This window comes from Cyclobacteriaceae bacterium (assembly GCA_025808415.1).
Classification (GTDB): Bacteria; Bacteroidota; Bacteroidia; order Cytophagales; family Cyclobacteriaceae; genus UBA2336.
In genome coordinates, this window is sequence record CP075525.1 from 1,556,166 (window position 1) to 1,569,783 (window position 13,618).

Genomic DNA, 13,618 nt, shown 5'->3' on the forward strand with positions numbered 1-13,618 from the left:
GCACTAAAATTATGAGCGAAAAAAATACGAATCTGAAAGTTGATAAGGAATTCGGGTTGTCCTCCTGGGCATTGAAGAACCGAACTTCCGTAGGGTTTATTGCTTTCCTGATCACGGTGATGGGTATTATGACCTACATCGATTTACCCAAAGACAGCTACCCCGAAATTGAACAACCGGTCATTTATATCGGCACATCGCATCCGGGCAACTCACCGGTGGACATGGAGAACCTGGTTACCCGGCCTATTGAAAAGGAACTAAACACTATTTCGGAAGTTGACAATATCAAGTCAACCTCGGTTCAGGATTACTCCACCATTATTGTGGAGTTTGATCCTAAAACCGATGTGAGTGATGCATTGACAAAAGTTAAGGATGCGGTTGACCGTGCAAAACCCGAATTGCCTACCGACCTGCCGGCCGATCCGAATGTATTTGAACTGAATTTTTCGGAGTTCCCGATTTTTAACATAAACCTTTCGGGAAACTTTAAACTGGAAGAGCTGAAGCGATATGCCGAATACCTGGAAGATGAAATTGAGAAGCTTTCAGAGATTTCAAAGGTTGAGATCCGTGGCATTGATGAAAAGGAGGTAAAGGTTAAAGTTGACCCTTATGAGCTTGAAGCGCGTATGCTCAACTTCAGCGATTTGGAAAATGCCATTAAGGCCGAGAACGTTACCCTTTCGGGCGGCAATATTTTGGATGACGGCATACGCAGGAATATTCGCGTAGTGGGAGAATTTTCCGATCCGCGTGAGCTCGAAAACATTATCGTAAAGCATGAAAAAGGAAACATCGTTTACCTGAAAGATGTTGCCAAAATAGAATTTGATTACAAAGAGCGGCAAAGCTACGCCCGCCTGCAAAAGGAGCAGGTAGTAATGGTGGATGTGATCAAACGGAGTGGCGAAAACCTGATCATCGCCACCGAAAAGGTAAATGCGATTTTAGATAAGGCCAAACGCGATGTATTTCCGGAAGGATTGACCATCAGCATCACCAACGATCAATCATCCTTTACAAAAGAGATGGTGAGCAGCATGGAGAACAACATTATTTCAGGTGTGTTGGTGGTGGTGGCCGTGCTTATGCTGTTTCTGGGTATCCGCAATGCGTACTTTGTGGGTATAGCCATACCGCTTTCCATGTTCCTTTCATTTTTGATTTTAGGGTTTATGGGGTACACCATTAATATGATGGTGTTGTTCGGGTTGATTATGGCGTTAGGGATGCTCGTGGATAATGGTATAGTGGTGGTGGAAAATGTGTATCGTTTATATGAAGAAGGTTATGACCTGGTAAGTGCTACCCGGTTAGGTGTGGGTGAAATTGCCTGGCCTATCATCGCTTCAACCGCCACTACGTTAGCTGCCTTTTTGCCCTTGGCCATGTGGCCTGGCATTATGGGTGAATTTATGAAGTACCTGCCCATTACCCTTATTGTCGTACTCTCTTCATCGTTGTTTGTAGGGTTGGTAATTACCCCGGTTATCGCTTCCTTGTTTATGAAGCACGAGAGTGAGGCAAAATCGAATAAAACACGCACCATTAAAACAGTAGGTTCATTAACCGTTGCCGGTGCAGTATTTATCGTGATCAGTTATGTTACCCCCGTTAATACCCTGTGGTTTGGTAACCTGCTGGTGATTTTTGGTTTGCTTACACTTTTGAATGTGTACGTGTTTACTCCGGTAACGCATGCATTTCAAACCTCTATTTTACCGCGCCTCGAAAGCCGGTATTCCAAAATAATTTCCTTTGCGTTACAAGGCTCCAAACCGAAGTATTTTTTCCTCGGAACGATTTTCCTGCTGTTCGCCTCCATTGGGTTGTTGGTAGTTTTCCCACCTAAGGTTATTTACTTCCCGATCAACGAGCCCAAGTATATCAATGTGTTTATTGAATACCCAACCGGAACAGATATTGAGGTTACCAATAAATTAACAGAAGAACTTGAAGATAAGGTAATCGCGTTTATTAAACCTTACGAATCCATTGTGGAGTCTGTCATTGGTAACGTTGGTCAGGGCACTGGCGATCCGAACGATCCTTCTAACATCGGTATGTCGGATACCCCCAACAAAGCCCGTATTACCATCAACTTTGTGGATTTTAAATACCGTGATGGACAAAGCACCACGGCTATTATGGAGGACCTTCGTGCTACCATAGGCCAATACCCCGGTGTTACCGTTACGGTTGACAAGAATGCCGATGGCCCCCCAACCGGCAAGCCTGTGAATATTGAGGTTAGCGGTGATGATTTCCCAACACTTGTGCGCCTGGCTGAGGATATGAAAAAGAAAATCAATGAGTCAGGCATACAAGGCATTGAAAAATTGAAAACTGATCTGGAAACCGGGAAGCCTGAGTTGGTCATTGACCTTGACCGTGAAAAGGCCCGCAGGTTTGGATTGTCTTCGTATGCTGTGGCCAATGAAATTCGTACTTCATTATATGGAAAAGAAGTATCAAAATTCAAGCAAGGTGAGGATGATTACGATATCCAAATCCGATTGGATGATAAGTATCGTTATGACCTGGATGCACTCATGAACAAGAGCATCACCTTCCGCGACCAAAGCACCGGTAAAATTTCGCAGGTCCCTATTTCTTCCATTGCCAAAGCAGAGCTTAGTTCATCGTATGGTTCAGTTAAGCGTAAAGATTTAAAACGCGTAATCACCATCAGCTCAAACGTATTGGGAGGGTTTAATGCCACTGAAATCAATAACCAGATCAAGGAATTGCTGGCCGATTACCGCATGCCTCCGGGATACTCTTTTAAGTTTGGCGGTGAGCAGGAGAAGCAAATGGAAGAAATGAGTTTCTTGTCGGGTGCATTGGCCTTGGCGGTATTCATCATCTTCCTCATTATCGTAGCCCAATTTAACAAGATAACCGCACCGCTTATTATAATGACCTCCGTATTGTTCAGCACCATTGGTGTGTTCCTCGGGTTATTTATTTTCCGGATGGACTTTGTAGTGATTATGACCATGGTGGGTTTGATTTCGCTGGCCGGTGTGGTAGTGAATAACGCCATAGTATTAATCGACTTTATTGAACTGAAAAAGAAACGTTTGAAAGAAGAGCTTGGTGTTGATAAACTTCCGCTGGATACGGTTGTTAACGCTATCGCTGAGGCAGGTAAAACCCGCTTGCGCCCCGTGCTGCTCACGGCTATTACCACTATACTTGGTTTAATGCCGCTGGCAATCGGTATCAATATCGACTTCATTAAATTCCTGAATTCCTACGATGCTGACTTTTATATCGGTGGGGATAGCGTGATTTTCTGGAGCCCGCTATCGTGGACGATCATTCATGGCCTGGCTTTCGCTACCTTCTTAACATTGGTGGTGGTGCCGGTAATGTACTTGCTGGTTGAGAAATTGAACCGTAAAATCGGTATAGCCTGATTTTATTCATTTCCGTGACCTGCGTTTTCGGAGGTCACGGAAATATTTTTGAACTAAATCCTGATGGCCAAGCTTATGTCGTTTTTCATTTTGTTGGGCATTCTTGTACTAATTGACTTGTACGTGTACCAGGCCATTGTTACGGTAAGTAAAGATTGGTCGGTTGGCTATAAGTCGGTAATGCGTTATGGCTTTTGGCTTGTAACAGCCCTCACCTTTGTGGCCATTTTATGGTATGCCTATGGCGATCCGTATAAGTATGGATCGAGTTTACGCAATATGGTACTTACCGCTGTGTTTATGGTTTACTTCTCCAAATTATTTGGGGTACTTTTTGTTTTGATCGATGACATTCAACGGGGTGTTCGCTGGGTTGCTGATTATTTTAGCCGTGGCCAATCGACAAGTTCATCAGGCACAACCATACCACGTTCGGAGTTTTTGGCTAAGGCTGCAGTAATAACCGCCACCATACCGTTTGCCGCCATGACGTACGGTATAGTTTCCGGGGCGCATGATTACCGCATACGCAGAAGGACTATTTACCTGCCTAACCTGCCGAAATCTTTTGACGGGATACGCATAGGCCAGTTGTCGGATATCCACTCCGGAAGTTTCTTTAGTAAAACAGCCGTTGAAGGTGGGGTGGAGATGTTCCTTCGCGAGAAACCTGACGTGATTTTTTTTACCGGTGACCTGGTGAACAATCAAACCAGCGAAGTAAAAGATTATATTCCTGTTTTCAGTAAACTTAACGCGCCCTTGGGTGTATATTCCGTTACTGGTAATCACGATTATGGCGATTATGTGGGGTGGTCATCAAAGGAAGCCAAACAGAAAAACTTTCGCGACCTGGTAGAAGTACACAAGGTGATGGGTTTTGATTTGTTGATGAATGAAAACCGGATGTTGAAACAAGGCGGTGATAAGCTGGCTATTTTAGGCATTGAGAACTGGGGTGCAGGAAGGTTCGCGAAATATGGTAAGCTTGATGTAGCTTATGCCCATACCGATGAAGCAGCTGTAAAACTTTTGCTGTCGCACGACCCAAGCCACTGGGATGCACAGGTTCGTCCGGGTTATGGCGATATTGATGTGATGTTTGCCGGCCATACACACGGGTTCCAGTTTGGTGTGGAGATCGGTGATTTCAAATGGAGCCCTTCGCAGTATGTTTATAAACAATGGGCCGACCTCTATCAGGAAGGAAATCAATACCTGTATGTAAACCGTGGCTTTGGATACATTGGTTATCCTGGCCGGGTTGGTATACCACCCGAGTTAACGATCATCGAATTAAAACGCGCATAAGGAAAGCGGTTAGGCTTTATGCACAAGACAACGGTATTCTTATTACTAATGTCTTGTGTCTTAGGTCTTGCTCATTTCGGCTTCGGCCTCTTTTCTACGTTTGGCATCAATGGAATATTTCCCCGCCCCAAAAACTATGAAAATGATCAACCCAACCAACACAATCAACGACATTTCCAGTTCCATGTGATGGCCTACGCTTAAAAAGCCCTTTGGGTAATTCACAAAGACAACCGCGCCAATCAGTACCGGGAGGTTGATTACACAAACAATGCGGGTAAACAACCCGAAGGCAAGCAATGGCCCGCCCAGTATGTGAGCAAACACTACATAATGTGCCAGCGTAGCGCCTGCAAACCATACGTTAAAACTTGCAGCGGTGGTTTCAAGTTCATCCATGCTGGTGATAAACTGTAAACCTTTGTAGGTAATGAAAAGGCCAAGGATAATACGGAAGAAATCCAGGAATCCCGGTCTATGTGCATTACCCCATTTTTCGACATCGGTAACGACACTCATAGTACTTTGTATTGGTGAATACAAAGTTTACAAAATTTAGCGGAGAAGGTCAATCCTTTCGGTTGAGCATTTGCAGGGTAAAGTACCCCATGATGCCGATAACAACGATAAGGATTGTCCAGAGCCAGAATTTTTGGGTAAAGAGTGCTTTTTGTTGTTGCGGTGCCTGCAGGGTTTCCTCATTCAACAAGGAAATAATTTTTAGTGATTTTGGGATTTTTTCCTCAAAGTGGATCAAATCATACTGTGGCGTTGGGAGGCGGGCATTGCCATAATAAAGAAAGGTGTTTTGTCCGGGTTGAAGTTTGGCTATTATTTCAACCTGCGGGCCAGTCGCCTCAATAGTATTGATGGTTAGCGGAGGATTGTCGAGGTTGTTGATGGTTAATTTCAGTTCGTGGGTTATCAGGGTCTCAAAATTGATTTTATTGGAGTCAAGCGAAGTGAGATAGCCTTGTTTTAGTGTTGAATAATTTTGTACCCATCCTTTTTCTGTTTTTATGCTGTCGGTGGCGTATGTCAATCTGTAACTCCGGTAAAAATCGGTGTTGTGTGTTGCATGGATAGTGAGCGTGTTAACCGCAGTGCGGTAAGGTGCCCTTATGCGTATATTGGTTTGCTTGTTTTCTGTAGTAGTGGTTGCTGTAAAATCCGAAAGTGTAATAGGATTTCCCTTTTTGGTTGAAGAATATTTAAAGGAAGCGCCTGCCAGGGTAAGTTGCTTGTCGGCTTTTACCTGGATGCGCAAATACGGGTAGTCGCTATCCGCAAAATGGACAGTGGCATTGGTATAGTCAATATTATCCTGGTATATGGATACAATTCGTTTATTGTTGACGATCGCAAACCATTCTTTTCTGTCGGTGCTGCCTTCGATGCTAACCCGCGCATCATAATTCTTTTCAGGAAAATTCAGCGTTAAGGTATTCAATACTTTTCCGGCCGGTACTTGAACTGTAAAATAAAATATTCCATTTGCGCGGCTTTGGTTGAGCAGGGGCAGGGTAAAGTCTTCTATGGATACTTCGTCTTTCCGGATTTTTACCAGGTAGGGTATTTCTGTTGTGTCTTTTTCGGTTATGGAAAATATCCGGATGTCGGAAAAATCTTTAGTGATTTTCTGATAAATATCAACCGGAAACGGAATAGCATACCAATCTTCTGCAGGAACATTCTCAACAGGCCTTCTGTATTGAAATGCTGTTTGTGCCGATACGAAAAAAACATAAAGCAGAAGCGTAACACTAAACACAATTCTTTTCATAAGCCCTTAACTTTTTTCCTGCGGTTGTATAAGAATGAAGAGATCAGCATCAGTACGCCCAGGCTGATCATCACAATGGTTTTACCAATGGTGCTCATGCCGGCCATATCGTAAACGAATAGCTTAAGTACCGTTATGCCAAAAATTATGATGGCTGTAATACGTATAAATTTCTGGTCTTCTCTTAACCCAAGTATGATCATAAACGAAGCATAAATTCCCCAGAGAATGCTCAGGCCCAATTTATCGGTATTGTAAATGCGGCCGAAATCCAGCCAATGGATAAGCTCACTACTTAGCACAATCAGTATAACAAGGTGAAATACTATGCGCTCCATTTTTTTAAAATCTTCCCGCACAAAGTCCAGTTGGGTAAAACGATGGTTAAACCAGAGCAAGGGAAGTGTTAACGCAAATACCACGTAGCGGAATAACAGGTACCAAATGCCGGTTTCAAAATATCCTGAAGGGCGCGGGTTGAGGTAGTTATATCGCAGTTCGCCAAGTTCTTGCAACCCGGTAACGATGAGCGCGGCAATAACCACATAATTGTAAATAAATGTTGGTACAACGGTTTTTTCAACCTTGCTGTAACGAAGGCATGCGATGGAGAGTATTATGCCGAGCAGGGCTGAAAAATTAAGCCGCCATAAACTTTTAAAGGAGTTCAGGGTGTAGTCCAGTTCGGGATAGCTGGTTGTTTCGTATGTAACCGTTACTGTAGTTTGTGCCATACGCGAATCCCAATAATAACCTATCTCAATGTAGAAGGTACAATACAAAGCCAGTAAAAGAAGGGTTGGTACCCCGTAAGTAATGACCATTATAAGGTCCTTACTTTTAAAAGGTGCTTCATAACCGGGATAGTTGTTAAGCCAGTGTATGGCATACAAGGCTATGCTTATCCAAATGCCTGTAAAGAAATGTATGTTCAAGAAGGGGGTGAAGTAAGTATTGTTTTCGGGATTGTATAGGTTAAGTTGGTAAAATGTATCCCAGTCATCCGTCAGGCTGATGATGGCCAGTACCACAAGGGGATATGACATGAGTTCGTAAGCCTTGATTTTTTTAGAGCGGCCAATCCAAAATAACAACACCGCTTCCGCGGCCCATATCAATGTAACCCAATTTCCCTCCAGTTGCACGGGCACGGCTATGGAAAGGAAGGTAAGTACCAGGCCTGCGATGAAATAGAAGATGTGTTCTGTTTTTTCCTGGCGTTTGTAAAGCACCAGGCAAACAACGAAGTGCAACAAGGCGTTGAATACGGTAAACATTCCAAGGTGTTGTTCACCATCGTTAACGGAATTAATGACCGCGTAGCCAATACCGTAATGGATAAATGAATTGATCAGCAGAAATGCAAGATCCGGGATGGTAAAAGGCTCCTTTTTAATTACTTTGTTGGCGAGCAGGGCTGAATAAAAAATAATAAAGTAGATGAGCGCAAAGGACAGGGCAATCCAGAAGTGGTTATCGGAATTATAGTCCAACAAATACCACGAAATGTAGATTAGCCAGGTAAGCGCAAAAGCGGTATAATGTGTAATCTTCCAACCCTTCAAAAAAGAAAGAACGAGTATACCACTGTTAATGATGGCGATATAAGAAAACAGGATCAAAGCTTTTCCCGATCCATCGCTTAACAGAAAAGGAACTGCATAGGCACCGGTTAATCCCAGTAAGGCAATTACCTGCAGGTTATAGTGGTGTGCTGCCAATACCGTGAACGCGGTAAACAGTACCATGAGAATAAAAGCAGCGACTTGTGGAATGAGTGCATAAAAATCATAAGCCGCGTAGGTGACAAAATAAAGCGATGCCATGCCACCACTGAGCAACACGGCACTGAAGTTCCCGTAATCTTTTTTAATCCGTAAAGCCAGGAATAAAAGCCCGGCACCGGCCAGGTAACCAAGTATTATACGTGTAAGCGGATTTAATAAATCATGATCAATCGCATACTTAACACCGAAACCAATACCTATCACCAGTATGGCAATACCGATTTTATTTAAAAGGTTTGTTCCGATAAACTCTTCCCAGGGTGTCGGTTCTTTTTTTGGTTGCGTTACTGGAGTTTGCTTAAGCTCAGCTTTTGGTTCTGTAACAGTAGCTAGTACCGGTTCTTTTTCCGGTATGGGTATCGGTTTGGGGGCAGGTGTTTCTTCTTTCGGTTTTGTTTCTGCGGCAAGCGGCCTAACGGGTTTTGACAAGCGCGATTGCGCCTGTTCTATTTCCCCGCGCAGTACTTCAATTTCCTTGCTGAGATTGCGTTGGATGGTTTCCAACTGGCTGGCCTTTTCAAGAAGCTGCTGAAGCTGCTTCAACGGTTCGTCCATAGGGAACGGTTTTGTTTCTGAAGTATACGAAATGTTCTGTATTTTGTCTTGAATTCAACCACACTTTTATGGCTTTTAAGGATGCTTCCCAGGCAGAAATTGACGTAGCCGTGCGCGATGCTTTTTTTACCTTTCAATCGTTTAAGAACCTTCCTTCAACAAAGCGTGCCGCGTTGCTTCGTTCAATGGCGCAAGAAATTGACGGCCTTGGGCAGGAACTGGTGAAAACAGCCATGGAAGAAACTGAGTTGCCGGAGGCGCGGATTATTGCTGAACGTGCACGCACCACAGGCCACCTGAAAATGTTCGCTGATTATATTGAAGAAGGTTCCTGGGTGGAAGCACGCATTGACACAGCAAAACCCGATCGCGCACCGGTACCAAAACCTGATCTTCGTAAAATGCTTATGCCCATTGGCCCGGTGGTTGTATTTGGTGCTGCTAATTTTCCGTTGGCCTATTCCACTGCAGGGGGCGACACGGCATCTGCCCTGGCAGCCGGTTGTACTGTGCTGGTGAAGGCACATCCTGCCCATGCAAAAACTTCACAATTGGTTGCTGATGCGATTGATCGGGCAACATATGTGAACGGGGTACCTAAAGGAGTGTTTCAACATGTACATGGAGCAGGCTTTGAGGTTGGCCAGGCATTGGTCAAGCATCCGCTAACAAAGGCCGTTGGATTTACCGGATCGTTTGCAGGCGGGAAAGCATTATTTGATTTAGCGAACCAGCGTGAAGAACCTATTCCTGTTTTTGCAGAGATGAGCAGCATTAACCCGGTGGTTTTGTTGCCGCAAAGCCTGAAGAAAAATTTTGCTGATACGGCCACAAAGCTGGCGGCATCCATGGTTACCGGTGTAGGTCAGTTTTGCACTAACCCGGGATTGGTTATTGCTATTGAACACGATGGATTGCAGGATTTTATAAATGCCTTGGCTGAAAAAATTGTTGCCCAACACCCGGAAACTATGCTGCATGACGGCATTGCAGAAAATTATGCGAAGAAACTTCGGCAGGCATTAAGCCAGAAAGGCGTAAGCATTGAAGCGGAAGCATCAGGTATGCCCGGCAAACGTCAAGGCAAAGCAATTGTGGCATCAGCATCGGCATCAACATTTATGAGCAATCCCCTTTTAGCAGAAGAAGTGTTCGGGCCCTTTTCATTACTGATACGGTGTGCAGACCGGAATGAATTGCATACGGTGATTTCAAAACTACACGGACAGTTAACAGCAACCATGATTGGTGAAGAATCGGAATTGATTGAATACCAGAGTTGCTTTCGTACCCTGCAGGAGAAAGCCGGAAGGGTAATTATCAACGGAGTACCGACTGGTGTTGAAGTTTGTCCTGCTATGCAACATGGAGGCCCCTTCCCATCCACCACCGATTCGCGCTTTACATCCGTGGGTACCGATGCCATAAAACGTTTTGCCCGGCCGGTGGCCTTTCAAAATTGTCCTGAGGCATTGCTTCCGAATGAATTGAAGGAGAAAAATCCGCAAAACATCTGGCGCATGTACAACGGAGAATGGAAAAAGTAATCCAAAAAAAAGCCCCGACAGTTGTCAGGGCTTGGTATGGTTTCATATCCGGTAATCTTAATACTGATCGCGATTAAAATTTTTCCTGAAGCCGCCACCGCCACGGTTGCCGCCACCGCGCGGTGCATCGGTACGCGGACGAGCTTCGTTAACCACCAGGTTCTTGCCCATAAAGTCAGCACCATTAAGTGATGAAATGGCTTGTTGGGCTGCTGAGTCATCATTCATTTCAACAAAGCCGAAACCACGGCTGCGTTGTGTAAACTTGTCCATGATGATTTTAGCGGAGCTAACTTCACCATACTCTTCGAATAACCCCTTCAATTCTGCTTCCGTTGCTTTAAAAGGGATGTTGGCAACATAAATGTTCATTTGTTTTTACTGATAAAGTGAATAATTAAAATTTTAACTGATGGTCCCGCCTGAAACTCAAATGCGGTTAAACATGAAGGGCTTCAACGAAAGAATGATCAATTAACCTTGTAAAGGTAGAAAAATAGTTCAAAGTTCCATGGAGGGGCTAAAACTTAACTGGTATGATCGACTACAATTACCCATTTACCATTGATTTTTCGCCACAAAAGGGTGAAATGCCCGCCCGGTTCATCGGTTGTGCGTTTCAAGTGCCAACGGCCGATCATGTAAGCCGAGGTATTGGAAAGCATTTCAAGTGAAAGGATGGTAAAGGTTAACGTACCCATGGCTTCGGGTGTAGGGTAACCTTTCTTGTAATTGTCGAACGTGGTTTGCCAACCGTAATGGATGCCCTGGCGGCCAATAAATTTTAGGCTATCGGATTTCCAATAACCCTGCATAAAACTTTCGATGTCGGCCCGGTTCCAGGCTTCCTGCTGCAGGTGCATTACCTTCCGTATGGCGGCTTCTTCCTGAGGGAAACGTTGGGCAGCAAGCGCTAGCGGTAAAAGACAAAATATCAATAACCACTTAAACATATGAAGCTTGTGGATCAATGATGGTGGTGTCCCCCCGGGCCATGCACATGCCCGTGTTCCAGTTCATCTTCTGTAGCTTGTCGCACATCCATCACTTCAACAGCGAAGTTTAACCCAACCCCGGCAAGCGGATGGTTACCGTCAACGGTAACACTATCCAAGCTAACTTCGGTTACGGTTACCACTTGTGCTCCATTGCTGGTTTGTGCCTGGAACTGCATGCCTGGCCTCACTTCCTGATCACCAAATGCGGTGCGTGGTACTTTTTGTATAAGGGCATTGTTGCGTACACCGTATCCTTTTTCCGGAGCCACTTTGATATCCAGTTTGTCGCCCTTCAGTTTACCTTCCAGCCCTTCTTCCATTCCTGGTATCAGGTTACCGATACCCTGTATGTAGAACAACGGGTCTTTGCCCTCACTTGAATCCAGTACATTACCTTGGTCATCGCGAAGCGTATAATGGATTGAGACAACCGTGTTTTTTGCGATTTGCATGTGTTTTGGTGTTAGATGGAACAAACTGGAGGCAGGAAAGATGCGCTAGGGCAATAAACTGACTCGCTTTAGTTGGGGTAAAGGTAAACTAATTTTGATTGAGATAATGGGTTCAATTTATTGTTGTTCAAAAAGGGTTATGGTATAATCCAGTAGCGCAGCATCACCGCTATTACCATGCCCGGGAATAACAACTTTTAGAGTTGGAAAGTATTTTTTTAGCCTCAAAATCGTCTCCGGCCATTCGGTTACGGTGGCATCCGCCAGGTTCCCTTTTGTTGCCCCCAGTGTTTTAACCAGGCACCCACCGAACAATACGCCATCGTGAGGAACATAGGCAACAACATTATCACTTGTGTGCCCTTTGCCAAAGTAACGGATTAATACCGGAGCACTCCCGGCTACCAGATTTAAGCTATCCGTAAACGAGATAAATGAGGTAGTCAGGTGATGACCTTTGTTCGCTAATAAAGAAATAGTTTGGCTTGAAGCGTAGGCAATAATTTTATTGCGGATAAATGTTTCTATCCCGCCAATGCAATCATCGTGAAAATGAGTAGGTACTATGCCTATGATTTTGCAGCGAACCTTTTTGGTTAAAAAATCGATCAATTCAATTGAACTTTCGTTGTCGGCAGGAGTGTCAAAAATTATTGCTTCTCCATCCTGAAGCACAATCATGCCATTGCAATCAACCCGGCCAAAGTCGTTCGTGCTTAAATATGAAATATGCTGGTACACATGATCAGACAATTTCAGTATTTCCAGCTTACCTGACTTGTAGACGGTTTGCACATTCTTTTCCAATGCAGGTAAGGCCAACGGTTGCTGTTCGTAAGTCTTGCTTTTACAGCACCAAAGGCAAAAACAAAGACAGGATACCAAAAAGCTTATTTTCATTGCAAATTGTTGATGTGAAGAAAGATGATTTGGTAGACTAAAAGAAAAAATGAGCCCCAGAAATTTTTCTGGGGCTTAGTACCCGGAGCCGGAGTCCCCGCCTGACGGCTGACGCAGTCAGTCGGGCAGGGAACCGGCACAGTTTTGATCGAGGAATTTTCTTCCGGCAGCAGACTTTAAATACTTCTCTCTTTTTCTTGCTGCCTCAGTTGAGGGATGATTTTCGGTGTAAATTATAACCCAAGGCATATGCCCAGAGGTGAATTTTGATTTTCCTGAATTATGTTGCTGTAAACGATGGGTAAGATTTTGTGTCATGCCCACATATCGCTTGTTTGATTTTAAACTTCGTAAAACGTAGACTGTCCACATCATCATAAAGCCCCAGAAATTTTTCTGGGGCTTAGTACCCGGAGCCGGAGTCGAACCGGCACAGTATCGCTACCATTGGTGTTTGAGACCAACGCGTCTACCAATTCCGCCATCCGGGCTTTTATTGGAATTGCAGGTCACTTTATCGGGCTGCAAATATGAACAAAGTTTAACGTTCGCACAATTTACAGTTCAATAAATTTCTGCAACGAAAATGCCTGCGATCGTTCTGCAAAAAGGTTTTTTACACGTCCCCAAACATTGCCAAAAAGTTCTGATTTCCGGTAGCGTTCCAGGCTTTCGGCATCGTGCCAGTGGCTTAAGGTCGTGTAGGTATTGGGGGTGTCAAAATCTTTCAGCAACTGCAGGTGGGTGCAGCCTTCAAAGTTCCGGATGGCTTCTTTATTGGCATTGAAAATCTGGAGGAATTCATCCACGCCAGCGTCAGTAAAATGCATGCGCACAATCCTGATCAGCATAAACTA

The 13,618-nt window shown here is 44.4% G+C and carries 12 protein-coding genes and 1 tRNA gene; 3 read left to right on the plus strand and 10 right to left on the minus strand.

The annotated features are described in order from the left end of the window. The first annotated feature begins 11 nt into the window (after positions 1-11). Together KIT51_07340 and KIT51_07345 are read left to right on the plus strand one after the other, a co-directional pair. Positions 12-3,428 carry an efflux RND transporter permease subunit gene (locus tag KIT51_07340; GenBank protein ID UYN88055.1) on the plus strand — a complete coding sequence of 1,139 codons (3,417 nt, stop codon included), beginning with the start codon at positions 12-14 and terminating at the stop codon, positions 3,426-3,428. Positions 3,429-3,491: 63 nt separating this feature from the next. Next, complete coding sequence (locus tag KIT51_07345) at positions 3,492-4,739, plus strand: metallophosphoesterase (GenBank protein ID UYN88056.1); 1,248 nt, start codon at positions 3,492-3,494, stop codon at positions 4,737-4,739. A gap of 60 nt (positions 4,740-4,799) precedes the next feature. On the opposite strand, the gene KIT51_07350 is transcribed toward KIT51_07345, so the two are convergent. From KIT51_07350 to KIT51_07360, 3 genes are read right to left on the minus strand one after another with little or no spacing between them, the layout of a single operon-like run. After that, complete coding sequence (locus KIT51_07350) at positions 4,800-5,258, minus strand: DoxX family protein (GenBank protein ID UYN88057.1); 459 nt, start codon at positions 5,256-5,258, stop codon at positions 4,800-4,802. 49 nt (positions 5,259-5,307) lie between these two features. Then, positions 5,308-6,522, minus strand: a complete 1,215-nt coding sequence (locus KIT51_07355; protein ID UYN88058.1) for a DUF3999 family protein — start codon at positions 6,520-6,522, stop codon at positions 5,308-5,310. Beyond that, positions 6,519-8,864 carry a DUF2339 domain-containing protein gene (locus tag KIT51_07360; GenBank protein UYN88059.1) on the minus strand — a complete coding sequence of 782 codons (2,346 nt, stop codon included), beginning with the start codon at positions 8,862-8,864 and terminating at the stop codon, positions 6,519-6,521. Before KIT51_07360 ends, KIT51_07355 begins: the two co-directional genes overlap by 4 nt. Before the next feature lie 68 nt (positions 8,865-8,932). On the opposite strand from KIT51_07360, the gene KIT51_07365 reads away from it, so the two are divergent. Then, positions 8,933-10,411: an aldehyde dehydrogenase (NADP(+)) gene (locus tag KIT51_07365; protein UYN88060.1), complete on the plus strand. Its 1,479-nt coding sequence runs from the start codon at positions 8,933-8,935 to the stop codon at positions 10,409-10,411. 57 nt (positions 10,412-10,468) lie between these two features. On the opposite strand, the gene KIT51_07370 is transcribed toward KIT51_07365, so the two are convergent. The 7 genes from KIT51_07370 to KIT51_07400 all read right to left on the minus strand — a co-directional run bounded on the left by KIT51_07370 (position 10,469) and on the right by KIT51_07400 (position 13,612). Continuing rightward, a complete protein-coding gene (locus KIT51_07370; GenBank protein UYN88061.1) occupies positions 10,469-10,783 on the minus strand; it encodes an RNA-binding protein in 315 nt (104 codons plus the stop codon). Between the two features lie 155 nt (positions 10,784-10,938). Beyond that, on the minus strand, positions 10,939-11,364 hold the full coding sequence (locus KIT51_07375; GenBank protein ID UYN88062.1) for a DUF4440 domain-containing protein: 426 nt from the start codon (positions 11,362-11,364) through the stop codon (positions 10,939-10,941). Between the two features lie 14 nt (positions 11,365-11,378). After that, positions 11,379-11,861 carry a peptidylprolyl isomerase gene (locus KIT51_07380; protein ID UYN88063.1) on the minus strand — a complete coding sequence of 161 codons (483 nt, stop codon included), beginning with the start codon at positions 11,859-11,861 and terminating at the stop codon, positions 11,379-11,381. Positions 11,862-11,978: 117 nt separating this feature from the next. Continuing rightward, on the minus strand, positions 11,979-12,683 hold the full coding sequence (bla, locus tag KIT51_07385; GenBank protein UYN88064.1) for a subclass B1 metallo-beta-lactamase: 705 nt from the start codon (positions 12,681-12,683) through the stop codon (positions 11,979-11,981). A gap of 195 nt (positions 12,684-12,878) precedes the next feature. Then, complete coding sequence (locus tag KIT51_07390; protein ID UYN88523.1) at positions 12,879-13,133, minus strand: GIY-YIG nuclease family protein; 255 nt, start codon at positions 13,131-13,133, stop codon at positions 12,879-12,881. A 35-nt stretch (positions 13,134-13,168) separates the two neighbouring features. Beyond that, positions 13,169-13,252: transfer RNA gene (locus KIT51_07395), tRNA-Leu, on the minus strand. A gap of 66 nt (positions 13,253-13,318) precedes the next feature. Continuing rightward, positions 13,319-13,612 carry an antibiotic biosynthesis monooxygenase gene (locus KIT51_07400; GenBank protein ID UYN88065.1) on the minus strand — a complete coding sequence of 98 codons (294 nt, stop codon included), beginning with the start codon at positions 13,610-13,612 and terminating at the stop codon, positions 13,319-13,321. Positions 13,613-13,618: the final 6 nt, after the last annotated feature.